We start from the raw sequence: 17527 nt of genomic DNA on the forward strand, positions 1-17527 counted from the left end.
CAACGCCCGCCCCTGCCCGTCCAGGCCACCCAGGGCCTCGCGCTGCACACTGGAACAACTGCCCAATACCTGCGGCGCGTCGAAACCGCCAGGGGCCGCAAGATAGGCCCGGGCCCCGGAATGCGGCTGGGTAAAGCGCAAGCGCTGGCCCTTCAGCAGGACGAAACTGCGCCCCGGGGTCAGCGGGCGCTCATCCACATAGGCCCCCAGGTCGGCCCCGGCCAACGCCAGCAGGCAGTAGTCCTCGGCCAGCAAGGTCAGGCCGCCGAGGGTGATCTCCAGCACCGGTGCGTCCAGGGCATTGTCCAGCAGCCAGTTGGCCCAGGACATCGACACCCAGTCCAGCGCCCCGCCCTGGGTCACGCCCAGGTGGCGCACACCGAACCGCCCGGCGTCCTGCAGCAGGCACAAGGGCGTGCTGGCCTCGATCGACAAACGGCTCATGCCGGCACCTCCAGCGGACTGTCGTCACCACCCAGGCGCAGGAACTCGGCCCGCTCCACTGCCGCGAAGCGCACCCGGTCTCCCGGCTGCAACAGGCTGTAGCCCTCGCGCTCGCGGTCGAACAAGCGGCTCGGGGTTCGCCCGATCAGGTTCCAGCCCCCCGGCGACACCGCCGGATAGGCCGCGGTCTGGCGTTCGGCGATGCCGACGCTGCCCGCCGCCACGCGCTTGCGCGGGGTATCGAGCCGGGGCGCCGCCAGTTCAGGCGCCACCAGGCCCATGAAGGCGAAACCGGGAGCGAAACCCAGGGCGAACACCCGATATTCGTGCTGGCTGTGCCGGCGGATCACCTCGGCCACCGGCAAGCCGCTGCGCCGCGCCAGCAGCGCCAGGTCCGGCCCGACGCTGGGGTCGTACCACACCGGCAACACATGCTCGCGCCCGCCTCCGGCATCCAGCGGAACCAGGCCCGCCAGGGCCGCATCGATCAGCTCGCGGGCCTGGGCCGGGTCCAGGCTGCGCAGGTCGTAGTGCACCATCAGCGTGGTATACGACGGCACCAGGTCGATCAAATCCACGCCGAAGCCCTGGCGCAGGCGCTCGGCGGCGGCCAGCATCCAGGGCATGTGGTCTTCGGCGATCCCATCGAACAGGCGCACCATCAGGCAATCGATGGCCGCCACCTCCACCCGGTAGTTCATGAGTCGGACTGCTGGTTCAGGGCCTCGCGGATGCGCTGCACCGCCGCCACCGAGCTGGCGTTGTCACCGTGCACGCACAAGGTATTGGCCTGCAGGAGCAAGGCACTGCCATCGCTGGCCACCAGCGGTTCGCCACGGGCGATGGCCAGGGCTTGGCGGACTATGGTGTCCGAGTCGTGGTGCACCGAGCCCGGCACTTGGCGCGAGACCAGGTGCCCGGCGCTGTCGTAGGCGCGGTCGGCGAAGGCCTCGAACCACAGGGTCACGCCGTGCTCATCGCCCAGGGCCTGGGCCGCGCGGTTGTCGCGGGTGGCCATGAGCATCAGCGGCAATTGCCGGTCGTAGGCGGCCACGGCCTGGATTACCGCGCGCAGCTGCGCTGGGTTGGCCATCATGTCGTTGTACATGGCGCCGTGGGGCTTGATGTAGCTGACACGGGTGCCTTGCGCCCGGCAGATGCCATCGAGGGCACCGACCTGGTAATGCAGCAGATCCTGGATCTCCGTGGCGGAATAGCTCATGGACCGGCGCCCGAAACCCGCCAGGTCCTGGTAGGCCGGGTGGGCGCCGATACGCACGCCATTGGCCAGGGCCAGGGTCACGGTCTTGCGCATGATGCCCGGATCGCCGGCATGGAAACCGCAGGCGATGTTGGCGCAATCGATGAAGGGCATGACCTCGGCATCCAGGCCCATGGTCCAGTTGCCGAAGCTTTCGCCGATGTCGCAGTTCAATAACAGGCGGCTCATGGTCGGTGCTCCTGTGTTCTTATAAGTGCCGGCACGGGGCCGGGTGCAGTATCCGCAGGTTATCAGCTAGCGCGCCTCGAGTTCCTTGCCACGGGTCTCCGGCAGGCTCAGGGCGGCCAGCACCACCACGCCATAGGACACCGCGGCGAAGGTACCGATGGCCACGCCCAGGGGCACATGCTGGCTGAGCAGGCCGATCAACAGCGGGAACAGGGCCGCCACCGCGCGCCCGCTGTTGTAGCAGAAGCCTTGCCCGGAACCACGGATACGGGTGGGGAACAACTCGGTGAGGAAGGCCCCCATGCCGCTGAAGATGCCCGAAGCGAAGAACCCCAGGGGAAAGCCCAGCCAGAGCATGGCCTCGTTGCTCACCGACATCTGGGTGTAAAGCAGGACGATGGCGAAGGAGCCGGCGGCGAACAGCACGAAGTTCTTCTTGCGCCCCAGGATATCGGTCAGGTAGGCGCTGATCACATAACCCACATAGGATCCGAAGATCACCATGGCCAGGTAGCCGCCGGTGCTGAGCACACTCAGGCCGCGCTCGGTCTTGAGGAAGGTGGGCAGCCAGAAGGTGATGGCGTAGTAGCCGCCCTGGGCTCCGGCCGCCAGCAACGAGGCACGCAGCGTGGTGCTGAGAATCCCCGGGGCGAAGATCTCGTAGAAGCGCGGCGGATTGCTCGGCGCTTCCTTGGCCCGGGTTTCCCGGTAGACCTCGGGGTCCTTGACCAGGCGCCGGACGAAGATCACGAAGATCGCCGGCAGGATGCCGAGGATGAACAGGCCACGCCAGGCATCTTCCGGTGGTAGCAGGGAAAACAACAGTGCATAGAGCAATGCCGTCAGGCCCCAGCCCAATGCCCAGCCGGACTGCACCATGCCCACGGCCTTGCCACGGTTCTTGGCGCGGATCACTTCGCCGATCAGCACCGCGCCGGCGGTCCATTCGCCACCGAAACCGAAGCCCATCAGCGTCCGGGCCACCAGAAGCTGTTCATAGTCCTGGGCCAGGCCACAGATGAAGGTGAAGAAGGCGAACCACAAGACGGTGAGCTGCAGGGTCCGGACCCGGCCGATGCGGTCGGACAGGATCCCGGCGATCCAGCCGCCCAGGGCCGATGCCAACAGGGTGCTGGTGTGGATCAGGCCGGCTTCGGCCGAAGTGATGCCCCACAGGGCGATCAGGGTCGGGATCACGAAGCTGAGCATCTGGGTGTCCATGCCATCCAGGCCGTAGCCGATCTTGCAGCTCCAGAACGCCCGGCGTTCCTGCTGGTTGATGTCGCGATACCAGTCGAACGGGCCGACGCGATGCGGGGCCTTGGCGGCCTGTGGTTCGGGCGCACTCATGGCGATCTCCAGGATTATTGGTGTTGTTCTGGACCACGACGACGCATATCGTGGGTCGGCGCATTTTTCGACTCGGGCAGCGCCCACGTCCAACTAATAAAAGCCGCTCCAAGGCATAAGAAAAGTTGATCCCATGAATCTCAAGTTCCTCGAAACCTTCGTCTGGGTCGCACGGCTGAAGAACTTCAGCCTGACCGCGGAAAAGCTCTGCACCACCCAGGCCGCGGTGTCCAGCCGCATCGCCGTGCTCGAGGACGAGCTGGGGGTCAAGCTGTTCCGGCGCGATTCGCGGGGCGTCAGCCTGACCCCCGAAGGCCTCAAGGTGCTGGAACATGCCGAGCAGATGCTCGATACCCTGCAGGTGCTGAAGCAATCGATCGAAGCGCCCTCAAGCAAGGTCGGACGGCTGCGCATCGGAGTCATGGATACGGTGATCCACACCTGGCTCAGCCCCCTGGTGGCACAGCTGATGGATCACTATCCCCAGGTGGAAATCGAGCTGGTGGCCGACACCTCGCTGAACCTGTGCGAGCAGTTGCAAAGAGGCTTTCTCGACCTGGTGCTGCAAACCGACCTGCTGCGCCAGGAAAGCATCCGCAGCCTGGAACTGGCCAGCTATCCGGTGTGCTGGGTCGCCGCCAGCAACTCGATCTACAACCGCCACTACGGCTCGCTGGTGGAGCTGGCCCGGGAGCGGATCGTCACCTACTCGAAGAACTCCCTGCCCCACCAACAGATCCTGAGCCTGATGCAGGCCAACGGCGTACTGGCACCGCGCCTGAACTGCGTCAATTCGGTATCGGCCATCACTCGGCTGCTGCGTGACGGCTTCGGCATCGGCGCCTTGCCGCCGGTCCTGGTGCGCGAGGAACTGGCCCGTGGCGAGCTGACGCTGCTGGACATCGAGCAGCGCCCGCCGAACCTGCAGGTGGTGGTGTCGTGGCGAGTGGGGGTGGAACTGGTGGAAGACATCGTGCAGCTGTGCCAGCGCGTGGTACAGCGCTACGCCCAGCAGGTCGGCCAGGAGCACCTGCTCCTGGCGCCGTCCCCGTAGGCGCAGCGACGCGGACTCAGAGGCCCTTGAGGTCGCGCTCTTCGATAGGCCGGCTCTGGCGCTGGCGGCGACCGCCGAGCACGACCCAGTCGATCAGCCGATACAGGCATTCCAGGCCGAAGGACAGCAACATGGCGCCGCCCATGGCCCAGGACATCGCCTCCGGGGTCAACAGGATCTGGTAGCTGTAGCCATCCCAGGTTTCCTGGCGGATCGCGGGGTCGGCCGCCAGTACCACTTGCAGCAAGCGGATGTACCAGGGGCCTTGCATCGCCTGGTACTGCTTGTCCAGGGCCTGCTGGCGGCCGAGCAAGGCGCTCAGGCTCTGGGCATCGCTACGAAACACCGGGTCGTCGCTGGCCCGGTAATGGGCCACCAGGGCGTTCAGGTCGCCCTTGAAGAACTGCTGCGCCGTGGCCTGGAAGCCCTGCAGGCTGTTCTGCGACTCGATCAGGTGGGCTTCGACACGCTTGGCGTAATCGTTGATGAAACCTGGCACCTGCACACCGATCAACAGACCGGCGGCGAACAGCACCAGACGCAGATAACTGAGCAACATAGGGATGTCCTTATTCGGTCTGGCCCTGGCTGACGCATTCGCCGCGCCGCCACAGGCTCCACTGTCCCGGCTGGTAGCGGGTCCAGGTTTCGTTTTCGGTCAAGGGTTCGGTGGCGATCACCGTGACCACGTCGTCAGGGGTGGTCTCGGCCTGGAAGTCGACGATCACATCGACATCCTTCAAGCGAGCCGGGCCGAACGGTGCGCGCCGGGTGATCTGCGCCAGCTTGGTGGAGCAGAAGCAGAACAGCCAGTCACCATCGCTGAGCAGGGCATTGAACACGCCCTTGCCGCGGTACTCGCCGCACGCCTGGATCAGTATCGGCAACAATCGCTCGATCTCCACCGGCTCGGGAAAAGCCGTGCGGACCCGGTTGAGCAGGTCGCAGAACGCCGCCTCGCTGTCAGTGTCGCCCACGGCCCGGTAGAAACCGGCCTCGGGGTGGAAATCCGCCAGCTGGCCGTTGTGCGCGAAGCACCAGTTGCGGCCCCACAGCTCGCGGACGAAAGGATGGGTATTGGCCAGGCAGACCTTGCCGACGTTGGCCTGGCGGATGTGGCCGATTACCACTTCGCTCTTGATCGGGTAGCGCTGCACCAGGTTGGCCACTTCCGATTCGCTGCTCGCGGCCGGATCCTGGAACAGGCGCAGGCCGCGGCCTTCGTAGAAGGCGATGCCCCAGCCGTCGCGGTGGGGGCCGGTCCGGCCGCCACGCTGCATCAGCCCGGTGAAGCTGAAGACGATATCGGTCGGTACATTGGCGCTCATGCCCAACAATTCACACATGCTCGGACTCTCGCTGCAGTGCCGGAAACGGGGTTACAGGCGTGGCTCGACCCGCGCGCCACCCACGGACGGGCGGCCGTAGCGGTCGTTGCCGGCGCTGCCAAAGGGCTGGTCATCTTCGACCTCGGCGGCCTTGGCCGCGGCTTTCGCCGCTTCGTTGCGTTGCCGGCGCTCCCGGGCGGCGCGTTCGATGGGCCAGCGGATCAGCACGAACAGCAGGTACACGCCGAAGGCGATCATGCCGTACATGAACAGGTCGGATACCGCGCGCCAGGCGTTGTTACCCACCTTGAAGGCAACGTCCAGGGCGGTGATGGCCACGGCTGGAGCGAGCTTGTCCTTGACCGGGTCGATGATGGTCGGGCTGAACAGCAGCACCGCCACCAGCACGCGCAGCGGCTCGCGCAACCAGCGCCACATCCAGCGGGTCAGGCGCATCCACACCAGCAGGCAGCCCAAGGCGGCGAAGGCGTAGCACCCCCAGGCGATCAGATAGTCGTTCTCGGTCATGGTGTCCGTGGCAAGGCAGGCAAAGAGGCGCTTATGATAACGACTTTTCCCGTGTCAGGCTGCACCGCCGTCTGCCAAGCCCTCATTTGTCATCGTCCGAGAGCCTCCCATGCCCCTACCCGCCCATGACACCAACGCCCCGATCGCCCACAAGGCCGATGGCGCTGACCCGTATGCCTGGCTGCAGGAGCGCGACACCGACGCGGTGCTCGACTACCTGAAGGCGGAGAACAGCTACCAGGAACAGCAACTGGCCCGCCAGGCGCCCCTGCGCGAAGCGCTGTTCCAGGAGATCAAGGGCCGGATCCTCGAGACCGACCTGTCCCTGCCCTCGCCCTGGGGACCGTACCTGTACTACACCCGAACCACCGCCGGCGACGAGTATCCACGCCACTACCGCTGCCCACGCCCGGCGGACGACAGCCTGGCGGTGGACGAAAGCCGTGAGCAGCTGCTGCTGGACCCGAACGTCCTGGCCAACGGCGGGTTCTTCGCCCTGGGTGCGTTCAGCATCAGCCCCGACCACCAGCGCCTGGCCTACAGCCTCGACACCAGCGGCGAGGAAATCTACAGCCTGTTCGTCAAGGAACTGGCCAACGACCAGGTCAGCGAACTGCCATTCGAGCAATGCGACGGCAGCATGACCTGGGCCAACGACAGCCAGACCCTGTTCTTCGGCGAGCTGGACGAGACCCATCGCCCGCACAAGCTGTTGCGCTACCGCCTAGGCGACAGCGCCGCTGAGCAGGTATTCCACGAACCCGACGGGCGCTTTTTCCTGCATTGCTACCGCGCCAGTTCCGAACGCCAGTTGCTGCTATCCATGGGTAGCAAGACCACCAGCGAAACCTGGGTCCTGGACGCCGATCAGCCGCACCTGCCGTTCACCTGCGTCGCGCCGCGCACCGAAGACCATGAATACGATGTCGACCACGGCCTGCTCGATGGCCAGTGGACCTGGTTCATCCGCAGCAACCGCGATGGCATCAACTTCGCCCTCTACCAGGCACAGGACACCGGCGGCGTCCCCACCCAGGACACCTGGCAACTGCTGGTGCCGCACGATCCCGAAGTGATGCTCGACGGCGTGACCCTCAATGCCGGGGCCATGACCCTGAGCCTGCGTGAAGGCGGCCTGCCGATCATCGAAGTGCGCCCCCAAGGCCTGCCCGGCTACCGCGTGCAATTGCCGGATGCAGCCTACAGCCTGCATGTGCAGAACAGCCTGGAGTTCGGCAGCGAGCGTATCCGCCTGCGCTACGAAGCCCTCAACCGCCCGGCCCAGATACGCCAGCTGCAACTGGCCGACGGCCAGCAGCAAGTCCTCAAGCAGACTCCGGTGCTGGGCGAGTTCGATGCCGACGCCTACGTCAGCCAGCGCTTGTGGGCCACCGCCGCCGATGGCACCCAGGTGCCCATCAGCCTGGTGATCAAGCGCGAGTACCTGGGCCAGCCCACGCCCCTCTACCTGTACGGCTACGGTGCCTATGGCGCGAGCCTCGACCCCTGGTTCTCCCATGCCCGCCTGAGCCTGCTCGATCGCGGCGTGGCCTTCGCCATCGCCCACGTGCGCGGTGGCGGTGAACTGGGCGAGGCCTGGTACCGCGCCGGCAAGCAGGAGCACAAGCAGAACACCTTCGACGACTTCATCGCCTGTGCCGAGCACCTGGTCGCCCAGGGCCTGACCACCTCCGGCCAACTGGCCATCAGCGGCGGCAGTGCCGGCGGCCTGTTGATCGGCGCGGTGCTCAACCAGCGCCCCGAGCTGTTCCAGGTGGCCATTGCCGAAGTGCCGTTCGTCGACGTGCTCAACACCATGCTCGACCCGGAACTGCCGCTGACCGTCACCGAGTACGACGAATGGGGCAACCCCGAGGAGCCGCAGGTGCATGCCCGGCTCAAGGCCTACGCCCCCTACGAGAACGTCCGGGCCCAGGCGTACCCGGCCACCCTGGTGATCGCCGGCTACAACGACAGCCGCGTGCAGTACTGGGAAGCGGCCAAGTGGGTGGCCAGGCTGCGCGCCACCAAGACCGACGACAACCTGCTGTTGCTCAAGACCGAACTGGGCGCCGGCCATGGCGGCATGAGCGGGCGCTACCAGGGATTGCGTGACGTAGCCCTCGAATATGCCTTTGTCCTGAACATTCTGGGCCTGGGCTGAGGAACTCCCGGCGGCGGTCCTGTCTTAACCCAGGACCGCCGCCGATCCGGGCCCGAGCCACAGACACAAGAAAAAGACCCATGTCCGAACCCACTCTCCTGAACAATGAAATCCGCGACTGGCTGATGGACTGCGGCCTGTTCGACCAGTTGCTGCCCGCCGACTTCAACGCCGCCGCCGGCTACTTCAGCATCAACAGCATCGCCCAGGGCGATGTGATCTTTCATGAGGGCGATGCCGGCAGCTTCATGTGCATCATCCACAGTGGCCAGGTGGCGGTGCAGAAGCGCGGCCATGATGGCCAGCTCGTCAGCGTCGCCACCCTGCGCAGCGGGCGCGCCTTTGGCGAAATGGCGGTGCTCGATGGCGAGCGGCGCTCGGCCACTTGCGTGGCCGCCAGTGATTGCCAACTGCTCAACCTGGGCAAGGACTCCCTGGAGAAGATGCTCAACGACGCGCCGAAGATCGCCGCCAAGATCATCCGCGCCCTGGCCGTGTCGCTGTCCAGGCGCCTGCGCATGGCCGACGGCCAGTTGCTCGCGCAGCAGATCTGAACCACGAAACCCGGGGACCTAGTGCCCGCTCTTGCTGTCGTTCTGTTCCAGCCCTGGCAGGGTCTGGTCCTTGGGCGGCTTGGGCATGTCGATGGGTGGCAGCAACGGCGCGCTGCCATTGCTGCCGGCTTTCGGCGTGCTGGGCGGAGTCACTTGCGGATAGGGGGTCGGTGTGGCGGTTCCCGGCGAGCCCAGGGTCGGCGTCGGCGTGACCACCGGGGCGCTTTGCGGCTCGTCGGCCAAAGCCGGGCCAGCACTGAGCGCCAGGGTAGCGGTGAGGGCGAGCGCCGCTTGGGCGATCACCGTTAGAATAGTGCGCTTCATCAATGGCTCCATTGCTATTGTCTGGCGTCAGGCTACTCCCAACCGGGGCGTTTTGCCTTCCTCAATGAGATCTCCATGAAACGTTTCGTACTGCTGGACACTACTGCGATTCCTGAAAACGGCGGTGCCTTGTGCCTGTTCGAATACGGTGAGGATTTCGTCATCAAGATCCAGGGCGGCGACGGCGGCCAATTGATGAACACGCGCATGCACGGCTCCGAAGATGCCCTGGCACAGATCCCTTGCAGCAAGGTCGCCGGACGCCCTGATTCGCGAGTGCTGATCGGCGGCCTGGGCATGGGCTTCACCCTGGCCGCGGCTCTCAAGCACCTGGGCAAGAGCGCCGAAGTGGTGGTCGCCGAACTGGTGCCCGGGGTGGTGGAATGGAACCGTGGCCCGCTCGGCGAAAAGTCCGGCCGGCCGCTGCTGGACCCACGCACGGTGATCCGCCTGGAGGACGTGGCCAAGGTCCTGCAGGCCGAGCCCCAGGGTTTCGACGCGATCATGCTAGACGTCGACAACGGCCCCGAAGGCTTGACCCAGAAAGCCAACAGCTGGCTCTACTCCAGCGCCGGCCTGGCTGCCTGCGCCCGAGCCCTGCGGCCCAAGGGCATTCTTGCGGTGTGGTCGGCCAGCGCCGACCGGCAGTTCTCCGAGCGCCTGCGCAAGGCCGGCTTCAAGGCCGAGGAAGTACAGGTCTTCGCCCATGGCAATCGCGGTACCCGGCACACCATCTGGATTGCCGAGAAGCTCAAGACCTGAGCTAAACTTTGTCCATTACCGTCATTAGTCCTTCTACAAAGGTGAACCCATGAGTTCGTCCACTCCTTCGTCCAGCCCGTCCAAGCTGGATCGTATCCTTGCCGATGCCCAGCGCGATCGGGAAATGGGCTATCGCGACAAGGCGTTGAAAATGTACCCGCACGTCTGTGGTCGCTGCGCCCGGGAATTCTCCGGCAAGCGCCTGAGCGAGCTGACCGTGCACCACCGCGACCACAACCACGACAACAACCCCCAGGACGGTTCCAACTGGGAGCTATTGTGCCTGTACTGCCATGACAACGAGCACTCGCGCTACACCGACCAGCAGTACTTCGGCGAAGGCTCCCTGAGCACGCCGAAGGTCGCCAAGGCGACCCACAACCCCTTCGCTGCCCTGGCCGGACTGATGAACAAAGACCCGGAGTAAGCGCCGGCGGCCGGGCACCTTGTGGCGAGGGAGCTTGCTCCCGTTCGACTGCAAGGCAGCCATAAAGCCTATGTCCCCGGCCGGCCTGCTACACCGCATCGACCGCTGCCTGGCGTGCTGCGCACGCCAGCGCGAGCAAGCTCCCTCGCCACAACAAGCCCCCCCGGCCCTGGGACAATCCCCGTATAATCGCGCTTTTTTTCTCCAAGGCTTCCCGCTCGTGGCAAACAAAAGGTACAGCTGCATCGGTTTGTATAACCCCAAGTCGCCGGAGAACGTCGGTTCGGTGATGCGCGCCGCCGGCTGCTATGGCGTCGCCTCGGTGTTCTACACCGGCAAGCGCTATGAGCGTGCCCGCGACTTCGTCACCGATACCAAGAAGGTCCACCAGGACATTCCGCTGATCGGCATCGACGACCTGAAGAAGATCCTTCCCCTGGGCTGCATCCCGGTCGCGGTAGAACTTGTTGAGGGCGCTCGCCCGTTGCCCGAGTACACTCACCCGGACCGCGCCCTGTACATCTTCGGCCCGGAAGACGGCTCCCTGGACAAGGAGATCCGCGACTGGTGCGAAGACGTGATCTACATCCCCACCAACGGCTGCATGAACCTCGCGGCGACGGTCAACGTGGTGCTCTACGATCGCCTGGCCAAGGGCAACAACACCCGCTCCGGCCCCAAGTTCTGAATCACCTGCGCCTAATCTCCGGGAACCGGCAAGGTCCCGGTGCAGTCAGCTCTATATCCCCCACCTCCCCAAGGAGACTGATCATGAGCGAGCGCAAACAGCTGCAATCCATCGAGTCGACCCCGTTCCAGAGCCATCCACAGCAGAACGTCCAGGGCTGGGAACGCATCGGCTCGCTGGCCGGCGGCGTGGTGATGATGGGCAAGGGCCTGCGCCGGGGCGGCGTGTTCGGCCTGGTGCAGATGGCGATCGGCGGCGTGGCCCTGGCCCGCGGCATCACCGGACACAGCTCGGCCAAGAGCCTGCTGGAAAAGAGCCGCCGGGACATGCAGGACGTGCGAAGCAGGATCGAGCGCGCCGGGGCGCAGTTGCGCGATCTCAAGGCCAACGCCGATGTCGTGGAACGCACCGCCAAGACGGTCGAGGAAGCGGCCAAGGCGCCCGAAACCAAGGTCTGAGCGGGCGACTCAGCGCAGCAGCGGGCTGTCCAGCACCTGGGACGATCCGCCCAGCACGCTCTCGCCCAGCTGGATGAACTCAGCGGTAGTGACGCGCTCCAGGCGCATCGCCCCTTGCAGCACATCGTCCAGCGAGCGCTTGTTGCGGGTCTTCAGGCGAATCTCCCGGTCCAGTTCCTGTAACAGCAGCACGGCTCGGGCCACGGTCGCTGCATTCACTTGCTCGCCGCGCAAACTGCTGACGCCCTGGCCGTCCCGCACCAGGCGCTTGTGCAGTACTTGGTAGCGCTCGTCGCTGATGCCACCGGCCCGGCGCAGCAGCTCGATGGCGTAGTACTCGGCCAGGCCTTCGCTGATCCAGTCGCTGTGCTGGCTATCGTTGATGCGCCCCAAGGATTGCACCAACTCGCGCAGCAACGGACTGGCACCGCTCTCGCTGACCAGCGGCAGGCGGCTATGCAGGTACAACGAATCGCGACCGGCGAGGCTGCCGCGCCACATCGGATCGGCGGCGCCGACGATCAGCAGCTTGCCCGGCTGGCGTGGAAACACCGCTTGCACCTGGGGCCAGACGAAGGTCAGCAGGGTCAAAACATCCATGCGCCGCATCCCCTGGCCCAGGGGCGACACCACGCTGACTTCCGTAGCGCCCAGGCGGGTGCGGCGGCTGCCCAGGTTACCGGCGAGCATCCAGCCGGTGGGGCGATCGAACAGGCGTTCGGGGTTATCGATGCGAAAGCGGTGCTTGCCGATACGTGGCCAGGCGGTCTCGACGCTCTTCCAGCCGCTGGGCAGTTCGAAGTCCAGGCGCGCCACCAGCTCGACGCCATCTTGCTGGTCGAGCCGGGCCGGCGGCACCAGCGTCTCGCCGCGCAACAAGGCCCAGTTGGCGGTGCTGCGGCTGTCGTAGCTGCCCTTCTTCGGGCTGTGGCTCAGGCGTACCCGATAGCTCAGGCTGGCCTTGCCGCCGGCCGGGCGCCAGGTGCCACGTCGGCCACCCGCCTCGGTGGTGGCGGCCTGCCATTGGCCATCGGCCTTGAAGTCGCTGTAGTCGCCGTCCTTGCCCAGGTCGAAGTCCAGGCTGCGCAGCGCCGCGCCGTCAGCCAGGCTCAGGCGCACTTCAGCCTGGTCGCCCTGGGACAGGAACCGCACGTGATAATCCAGATCGACCTTCTTCGCCGCGACAGCCGCTGCGCTCAATCCCAGCAGCACCCAGGCCAGCGCCAGCTTCGCCCCCACCCTCATACACACTCCTTGCTTGAGATCCTGTCTGCGAGCCATGCACCCAGCCCATGCGGCCTTGAAAGGCGGCCGGGCAAGCTCAGCCCGCGCGGAAAATCAGATGGTCTTCCCAATCATCTTCCGCAACGCTGCCCTCGGCGAGCATGCGTCCGGATTGAGAAATCCGCTCGTGGTGCACCGCATCGCGATCGCCGCACACCAGGTGATGCCAGAGCGGCAGGTCCTTGCCTTCGCTTACCAGGCGGTAGCCGCAGGTGGGCGGCAGCCACTTGAACTCGTCGGCCTTGCCCGGGGTCAGCTGGATGCAGTCGGGCACCGACTCGCGGCGGTTGGGGTAGTCGGTGCACTGGCAGGTCTTGAGGTCCAGCAGCTTGCAGGCGATACGCGTGTAGTAGACGCTGTTGTCGTCCTCATCCTCGAGCTTTTGCAGGCAGCACAGGCCGCAGCCATCGCACAACGACTCCCATTCCTCCTGGTCGAGTTGTTCGAGGGTCTTGCGTATCCAGAAAGGTTCGACTTTGGCGGCCATGGCTCAAGCATCAGTATCCGAGGGTGAAAAGGCCGCCAGTCTAGTGCCGAAGGCCCGGCGGGCCAAGCACTGGCGACTGTCGGTAGCCCGGAGCTTGCCAGCCGCCAATGGGCACAGTAGCTTTGCTTTCCGAACCGACCCTCGCCCCGGATGCCATCCACGCTCACCGCGTTGTATCCGGCGCACCCCACGGGGTCAGGAAAGCCTCTGCGCCCAGCCAACTGCGCCTGCCGGTTATTCCATTTTCCCAACGTTGTATGGAGTCTTTGCATGAGCGCCAATCCTCGCGTTGCCGACCACGCCATCCACCCGCAATTCACCGAGCGCTGGTCGCCACGAGCCTTCACCGCAGAAACCATCCCTGAGAAAACCCTGCTGAGTTTCTTCGAAGCCGCACGCTGGGCGCCTTCGGCCTACAACTCGCAACCCTGGCGCTTTCTCTATGCCCGGCGAGACACGCCGAACTGGGAGCGCTTCCTGGGCCTGCTCAACGAGTTCAACCGCGGCTGGGCACAACACGCCTCGGCGCTGGTGATCGTGATCTCCAAGACCACCTTCGCCGCCCCTGGCGCCAGCGAGGAAACCCCGGCCCTGTGGCACACCTTCGACACCGGATCGGCCTGGGGCCACCTGGCGCTGCAGGCCAGCCTCAGTGGCTGGCACACCCACGGCATGGCTGGTTTCGACCAGGAACTGACCCGCAAGGAGCTGAAGATTCCCGATGGCTATGCGCTGCACGCCGCCGTCGCGGTGGGCAAGCTGGGCGACAAGTCGACCCTGGCCGAGTACCTGCAGGCCCGCGAAGTACCGAGCCCGCGTCGCCCGCTGAGCGAAACCGTAGCCGAAGGCGACTTCAACCTCTAAAGCCTCAAGCCTCAAGCCTCAAGCTTGCCACTCCGGCGTCCTAGTAGCCCCGGGCGAAGTCCACTTCGCCGCGCAGGGGCTGCTTGGCCTGGTAGGCCCGCAGGTTTTCCACGAACAGTTGCACCATCAGCTCCGGCGAGGTGGGGGCGGAACTGTGGCCGGTGAGCAGCAAGCCCCAGGCGGTCCAGAACGGATGCCGCTGTGGCAGCGGTTCCTGGCGGCAGACATCGATCACCGCGCCCGCCAGATGGCCATCCTTTAGAGCCTGCACCAGGTCCGCGTCGACCACCGAGACCCCGCGGCCGACGTTGATGAACAGCCCGGTGGACTTGAACTGCTTGAACAGCGCCGCGTCGTACAGGTCGTGGGTGCTCGGGGTGTTGGGCAGCAGGTTGACCACGTAATCCACCTCCCCCACCAAGCGTCCCAGGTCCTCCAGGCCGGCCACTTCGACGAAGGGCGCCTGCTCCCGGGGCCGGCTGGCGATGCCATACAGCTTGACCCCGAACGGCACTAGGAACTGCGCCACGCTCTGGCCGATATCGCCAGTCCCGACGATCAGTACCTTGCGCCCCACCAGGCTCTGGCCCAGGCGGTTGTCCCACTTGCGTTCCACCTGGCTGACCAGCCGCGCCAGCACTTCACGCTCATGGCCCAGGATGTAGGTCAGCACGTACTCGGCCATCACCTGACCAAAGATCCCCACCGCCCGGGTCAGCCGGTAATGCCGGGGCAATCCGTCGGCCAGCAGCGGCGTGATGCCGGCCCAGGTCGATTGCAGCCACTGGGGCTTGTGCCCCTGGCGCAGCAGGGTCGCCAGCAGGTCCGGCTGGCCCAGCCATACCGGGCAGTCCACCGCCAGGCGAGCCAGCTCGGCGGAATCGCCGCTGGTCAGCACATCCAGGTCCGGGGCCGCCTGACGCAACAGGCGGGCATAAACAGCGTGATCGTGTTCGGCAATCAGAACGCGCATGGTTCAAACCTTAAAAAACGGTACAGGCCACCGCCGACGGAGTATCGCTCCATCGTTCCAGGCGGCGGCCAGGTCAGTCAGGTGCACAGGGAAAGCGCCCGGGATCGAGCGCCTAGGAGTCAGACCGGATCATTGCGGCGCAGCAGCTCTTCGGGCAAGTGCTCGATGTACTCGTCTTCCGCCGGTGGCATCTGCAGGTGATATCCCTGCTTGTCGAGGTTCTCCAGCACCTTCTGGATGTCTTCCCGGGCCAGCTGGCGCTCCGGGGTCAATACCAGGTCGAAGGCATGCTGCGGCTTGCCGAAAGCCGCCAGCAGGGTTTCCGGCACGCGCTCCAGTGCTTCGCTCTTGAGCACATAGAGGTACATCTCGTTCTTGCGCGGACTTCTGTAGATGGAGCAGATACGTTTCAAGGCTGTTCTCCGGCGGTGGCCAGGCTATCCAGCAGCGCCTGGCCCATCAATTCGCGGCGCCAGCCACGCAGCGAATCGGGCAATTGGTAGGGTCCGCTGGGGAAGCCGCTCTTGAGCAGGCTCTCCAGGGTTTTCTTGCGCAGCATCAGCTCCGGGGCGATGCCCAGGCGCTCGGCTTCGGCCTGGCCCACGGCCTTGAGGCGCTTGAGCAGGGCCGAGGCTTCGATCGGCAATGGCTCGGGCAGGGCCGGCGGCCAGTGCTCCGGGCCCAGCTTGGCGCTGCGCTTGATCAGGTCGAGAAGGAACTCGCCATCCTGGCGCACGGTGCGCGGATGCATGTCTTCGATCTTGGCCAGCGCCGACAGGGTATCGGGCTGGGTCCTGGCCAGGGGCCAGAGCGCATGCTCACGCACGATACGGTTGCGTGGCAGGTCACGGGCGCGGGCTTCCCGCTCGCGCCAGGCACACAGCTCGCGCAGTACCGCCAGTTGGGCGCGGGACAGCTTCCAGGCCAGCTTGGCATCGCGGTAGACCTCGTTGGGGTCCACTTCGCGGCGCAGGTTGGCCACCAGTTCGGCGCCGTCCTCGAGCACCCAGCGATACTTGTCCTCGGACAGCTTCGGACGCAGTTGGCTGAACACCTGGGCCAGGTGCAAGGCATCCTCGGCGGCGTAGCTGACCTGGGTTTCCGACAGCGGGCGCTGCAGCCAATCGGAGCGGGTCTCGCCCTTGGGCAATTCGATGCCCAGGACTTCCTGCACCAGGCGCGAGTAGCCCATGGAGAACCCCAGGTTCAGGTAGGCGGCCGCCAGTTGCGTATCGAACAACGGCGCGGGCAGGCTGCCGGTCAGACGCAACAGGACTTCCAGGTCCTCGCTGCAGGCATGCACCACCTTGACCACCGCCGGGTTCTCCAGCAATTCGGCCAGGGGTTGCCAGTTGTCGATGGTCAAAGGGTCAATCAGGTAGGCGCGCTGCCCATCGCCTACCTGCAACAGGCCGGCGATGGGGTAGAAAGTGTCGACCCGCATGAATTCGGTGTCGAGGGCGACGAAGGGCAATTGCTGCCATTCGGCGCAAAGCTGACCGAGGCTATCGTTGTCGCGAATCCAGTGAATATCGATGGCCACACGGCTCTCCCTTGAAGAATGGCGCGCAGTATATATCGCCCCCGGCGATTTCCGAGCATTGACCCGATAAGAGCAAGCGCGAAATCTGCTGCCGGAGAGCAAGAATAGTCCGAGAGCCGGGACTAACCCTGTTTTCTCAGCACGTAGACCCGTGAAGGTGCGCAACCAGGCAGCAAGTCCTGGTGGCTGAGGATCTCGAATCCAGCCTCGGCGAACTCTTTTTCCAGCTGCGCCTTGTCGGTCACTGGCAGGCCCGTTTGCACCGCTGGCCGCCAGGCCTTGAGGAAGAATTCGACCCGGGCGGCGACGATCACCGAGTCACGGCTGACCCGGTGGAATTCGCGCAGCAGGGCCAGGCGATCTTCGCCATGGAGGATGTGGGCGAACAACTGCATGCAGATGATGCTGTCCACCGCGTTGGCCGACAGCCCGATATCGAACGCCGAGCTGTGGAAGGTCTTGACCCGCTTCATCAGGCCGGCCGGATGATGGGTCTGGGCATGATTCAGCATGTCCTGGGATGGATCCGCCGCGAGGATCACCCGGTTGCCATGCTCGGCCAGCAACGGCCAGTAGCGCCCGGCGCCGCAGGCCACGTCGAGGATCAGCCCCGGTTCGCCGGCGACCTTCAGCGCATGGCGTACCAGGTGCGCCATGCGCCACAACCCGAGGCGCGTGCCCATCCCGGTAGGACGAGGTTCACGGCAGACGCGCGCGTGCTCCTGGTCGTAGCGCCGAGCGAACTCCAGCTCGATGGACGGTGGGGGGTGGGACGACATGACGGGTGAGCTCTGGTGGTGATCCTGGGCCACAGGTTAACCAGCCATTCGTGAAAAAAAGGTCGA

General features: G+C 65.4%; 22 protein-coding genes. 8 read left to right on the plus strand and 14 right to left on the minus strand.

Annotation, left to right across the window (positions count from 1 at the left end; genetic code table 11):
• The 4 genes from AC3WK8_RS31235 to AC3WK8_RS31250 all read right to left on the minus strand — a co-directional run.
• Positions 1-444, minus strand: a 444-nt coding sequence (locus tag AC3WK8_RS31235) for a 5-oxoprolinase subunit C family protein (protein WP_492574097.1), incomplete at its 3' end; no start/stop codon positions are given.
• Entirely contained in the window at positions 441-1145 is a 705-nt protein-coding gene (locus AC3WK8_RS31240; RefSeq protein ID WP_103327028.1) for a 5-oxoprolinase subunit B family protein, read from the minus strand. The genes AC3WK8_RS31235 and AC3WK8_RS31240, both read right to left, overlap by 4 nt.
• Positions 1142-1894 (minus strand): 5-oxoprolinase subunit PxpA, encoded by a 753-nt coding sequence (locus AC3WK8_RS31245; RefSeq protein ID WP_085596016.1) that lies wholly within the window; start codon positions 1892-1894, stop codon positions 1142-1144. Before AC3WK8_RS31245 ends, AC3WK8_RS31240 begins: the two co-directional genes overlap by 4 nt.
• 66 nt (positions 1895-1960) lie before the next feature.
• Positions 1961-3244, minus strand: a complete 1284-nt coding sequence (locus tag AC3WK8_RS31250; RefSeq protein ID WP_103327027.1) for an MFS transporter — start codon at positions 3242-3244, stop codon at positions 1961-1963.
• A 133-nt stretch (positions 3245-3377) separates the two neighbouring features.
• On the opposite strand from AC3WK8_RS31250, the gene AC3WK8_RS31255 reads away from it, so the two are divergent.
• Entirely contained in the window at positions 3378-4298 is a 921-nt protein-coding gene (locus AC3WK8_RS31255; RefSeq protein WP_103327025.1) for a LysR family transcriptional regulator, read from the plus strand.
• 16 nt (positions 4299-4314) lie between these two features.
• On the opposite strand, the gene AC3WK8_RS31260 is transcribed toward AC3WK8_RS31255, so the two are convergent.
• Genes AC3WK8_RS31260 through AC3WK8_RS31270 form a run of 3 tightly spaced genes read right to left on the minus strand, consistent with a single transcriptional unit; the run spans position 4315 to position 6154 of the window.
• On the minus strand, positions 4315-4857 hold the full coding sequence (locus AC3WK8_RS31260; RefSeq protein WP_053135249.1) for a DUF2937 family protein: 543 nt from the start codon (positions 4855-4857) through the stop codon (positions 4315-4317).
• Between the two features lie 10 nt (positions 4858-4867).
• Complete coding sequence (locus tag AC3WK8_RS31265; RefSeq protein ID WP_085596018.1) at positions 4868-5644, minus strand: class II glutamine amidotransferase; 777 nt, start codon at positions 5642-5644, stop codon at positions 4868-4870.
• 33 nt (positions 5645-5677) lie between these two features.
• The gene (locus tag AC3WK8_RS31270; protein WP_022642915.1) at positions 5678-6154 is read right to left on the minus strand and encodes a hypothetical protein; all 477 of its coding nucleotides are present in this window, start codon (positions 6152-6154) and stop codon (positions 5678-5680) included.
• Between the two features lie 109 nt (positions 6155-6263).
• Between AC3WK8_RS31270 and AC3WK8_RS31275 the strand changes: the two genes are divergently transcribed.
• Complete coding sequence (locus AC3WK8_RS31275; RefSeq protein ID WP_103327023.1) at positions 6264-8318, plus strand: S9 family peptidase; 2055 nt, start codon at positions 6264-6266, stop codon at positions 8316-8318.
• 80 nt (positions 8319-8398) lie between these two features.
• Entirely contained in the window at positions 8399-8872 is a 474-nt protein-coding gene (locus AC3WK8_RS31280) for a cyclic nucleotide-binding domain-containing protein (RefSeq protein ID WP_152896909.1), read from the plus strand.
• An 18-nt stretch (positions 8873-8890) separates the two neighbouring features.
• On the opposite strand, the gene AC3WK8_RS31285 is transcribed toward AC3WK8_RS31280, so the two are convergent.
• Positions 8891-9196 (minus strand): hypothetical protein, encoded by a 306-nt coding sequence (locus AC3WK8_RS31285; RefSeq protein ID WP_085596021.1) that lies wholly within the window; start codon positions 9194-9196, stop codon positions 8891-8893.
• A gap of 75 nt (positions 9197-9271) precedes the next feature.
• Here AC3WK8_RS31285 and AC3WK8_RS31290 point away from each other — a divergent pair, with 75 nt between their 5' ends.
• The 4 genes from AC3WK8_RS31290 (at position 9272) to AC3WK8_RS31305 (ending at position 11531) form a co-directional block, all read left to right on the plus strand.
• Positions 9272-9958: a spermidine synthase gene (locus AC3WK8_RS31290; protein WP_103327020.1), complete on the plus strand. Its 687-nt coding sequence runs from the start codon at positions 9272-9274 to the stop codon at positions 9956-9958.
• Between the two features lie 49 nt (positions 9959-10007).
• Positions 10008-10385 (plus strand): YajD family HNH nuclease, encoded by a 378-nt coding sequence (locus AC3WK8_RS31295; RefSeq protein WP_103327018.1) that lies wholly within the window; start codon positions 10008-10010, stop codon positions 10383-10385.
• A gap of 220 nt (positions 10386-10605) precedes the next feature.
• Entirely contained in the window at positions 10606-11073 is a 468-nt protein-coding gene (locus AC3WK8_RS31300; RefSeq protein ID WP_031321120.1) for an RNA methyltransferase, read from the plus strand.
• 83 nt (positions 11074-11156) lie between these two features.
• Positions 11157-11531, plus strand: coding sequence for a YgaP family membrane protein (locus tag AC3WK8_RS31305; RefSeq protein WP_085596024.1), 375 nt, complete (start codon positions 11157-11159; stop codon positions 11529-11531).
• Between the two features lie 9 nt (positions 11532-11540).
• Here the strand turns inward: AC3WK8_RS31305 and AC3WK8_RS31310 are convergent, their stop codons facing one another.
• On the minus strand, positions 11541-12776 hold the full coding sequence (locus tag AC3WK8_RS31310; RefSeq protein ID WP_103327017.1) for a hypothetical protein: 1236 nt from the start codon (positions 12774-12776) through the stop codon (positions 11541-11543).
• A gap of 76 nt (positions 12777-12852) precedes the next feature.
• The gene (locus AC3WK8_RS31315) at positions 12853-13302 is read right to left on the minus strand and encodes a YcgN family cysteine cluster protein (RefSeq protein WP_022642907.1); all 450 of its coding nucleotides are present in this window, start codon (positions 13300-13302) and stop codon (positions 12853-12855) included.
• A 270-nt stretch (positions 13303-13572) separates the two neighbouring features.
• On the opposite strand from AC3WK8_RS31315, the gene AC3WK8_RS31320 reads away from it, so the two are divergent.
• Entirely contained in the window at positions 13573-14166 is a 594-nt protein-coding gene (locus tag AC3WK8_RS31320; RefSeq protein WP_085596025.1) for a nitroreductase family protein, read from the plus strand.
• A gap of 40 nt (positions 14167-14206) precedes the next feature.
• Here AC3WK8_RS31320 and AC3WK8_RS31325 read toward each other — a convergent pair whose 3' ends face one another.
• The 4 genes from AC3WK8_RS31325 to AC3WK8_RS31340 form a co-directional block, all read right to left on the minus strand.
• The gene (locus AC3WK8_RS31325) at positions 14207-15139 is read right to left on the minus strand and encodes a D-2-hydroxyacid dehydrogenase (RefSeq protein WP_022642905.1); all 933 of its coding nucleotides are present in this window, start codon (positions 15137-15139) and stop codon (positions 14207-14209) included.
• A 119-nt stretch (positions 15140-15258) separates the two neighbouring features.
• Positions 15259-15552 carry a YcgL domain-containing protein gene (locus tag AC3WK8_RS31330; protein ID WP_031321118.1) on the minus strand — a complete coding sequence of 98 codons (294 nt, stop codon included), beginning with the start codon at positions 15550-15552 and terminating at the stop codon, positions 15259-15261.
• Complete coding sequence (rnd, locus tag AC3WK8_RS31335) at positions 15549-16682, minus strand: ribonuclease D (RefSeq protein WP_103327015.1); 1134 nt, start codon at positions 16680-16682, stop codon at positions 15549-15551. The genes AC3WK8_RS31330 and rnd overlap by 4 nt, the downstream gene beginning before the upstream one ends.
• A gap of 122 nt (positions 16683-16804) precedes the next feature.
• Positions 16805-17461, minus strand: a complete 657-nt coding sequence (locus AC3WK8_RS31340) for a class I SAM-dependent methyltransferase (protein ID WP_085596026.1) — start codon at positions 17459-17461, stop codon at positions 16805-16807.
• Positions 17462-17527: the final 66 nt, after the last annotated feature.

Source organism: Pseudomonas sp. FW507-12TSA, assembly GCF_058781435.1.

Excerpts from the sequence above, each read along its gene's own strand:
- AC3WK8_RS31240 (WP_103327028.1), bottom strand. The coding sequence starts at position 1,145 with ATGAACTACCGGGTGGAGGTGGCGGCCATCGATTGCCTGATGGTGCGC.
- AC3WK8_RS31245 (WP_085596016.1), bottom strand. The coding sequence starts at position 1,894 with ATGAGCCGCCTGTTATTGAACTGCGACATCGGCGAAAGCTTCGGCAAC.
- AC3WK8_RS31250 (WP_103327027.1), bottom strand. The coding sequence starts at position 3,244 with ATGAGTGCGCCCGAACCACAGGCCGCCAAGGCCCCGCATCGCGTCGGC.
- AC3WK8_RS31255 (WP_103327025.1), top strand. The coding sequence starts at position 3,378 with ATGAATCTCAAGTTCCTCGAAACCTTCGTCTGGGTCGCACGGCTGAAG.
- AC3WK8_RS31260 (WP_053135249.1), bottom strand. The coding sequence starts at position 4,857 with ATGTTGCTCAGTTATCTGCGTCTGGTGCTGTTCGCCGCCGGTCTGTTG.
- AC3WK8_RS31265 (WP_085596018.1), bottom strand. The coding sequence starts at position 5,644 with ATGTGTGAATTGTTGGGCATGAGCGCCAATGTACCGACCGATATCGTC.
- AC3WK8_RS31270 (WP_022642915.1), bottom strand. The coding sequence starts at position 6,154 with ATGACCGAGAACGACTATCTGATCGCCTGGGGGTGCTACGCCTTCGCC.
- AC3WK8_RS31275 (WP_103327023.1), top strand. The coding sequence starts at position 6,264 with ATGCCCCTACCCGCCCATGACACCAACGCCCCGATCGCCCACAAGGCC.
- AC3WK8_RS31280 (WP_152896909.1), top strand. The coding sequence starts at position 8,399 with ATGTCCGAACCCACTCTCCTGAACAATGAAATCCGCGACTGGCTGATG.
- AC3WK8_RS31285 (WP_085596021.1), bottom strand. The coding sequence starts at position 9,196 with ATGAAGCGCACTATTCTAACGGTGATCGCCCAAGCGGCGCTCGCCCTC.
- AC3WK8_RS31290 (WP_103327020.1), top strand. The coding sequence starts at position 9,272 with ATGAAACGTTTCGTACTGCTGGACACTACTGCGATTCCTGAAAACGGC.
- AC3WK8_RS31295 (WP_103327018.1), top strand. The coding sequence starts at position 10,008 with ATGAGTTCGTCCACTCCTTCGTCCAGCCCGTCCAAGCTGGATCGTATC.
- AC3WK8_RS31305 (WP_085596024.1), top strand. The coding sequence starts at position 11,157 with ATGAGCGAGCGCAAACAGCTGCAATCCATCGAGTCGACCCCGTTCCAG.
- AC3WK8_RS31310 (WP_103327017.1), bottom strand. The coding sequence starts at position 12,776 with ATGAGGGTGGGGGCGAAGCTGGCGCTGGCCTGGGTGCTGCTGGGATTG.
- AC3WK8_RS31315 (WP_022642907.1), bottom strand. The coding sequence starts at position 13,302 with ATGGCCGCCAAAGTCGAACCTTTCTGGATACGCAAGACCCTCGAACAA.
- AC3WK8_RS31320 (WP_085596025.1), top strand. The coding sequence starts at position 13,573 with ATGAGCGCCAATCCTCGCGTTGCCGACCACGCCATCCACCCGCAATTC.
- AC3WK8_RS31325 (WP_022642905.1), bottom strand. The coding sequence starts at position 15,139 with ATGCGCGTTCTGATTGCCGAACACGATCACGCTGTTTATGCCCGCCTG.
- AC3WK8_RS31340 (WP_085596026.1), bottom strand. The coding sequence starts at position 17,461 with ATGTCGTCCCACCCCCCACCGTCCATCGAGCTGGAGTTCGCTCGGCGC.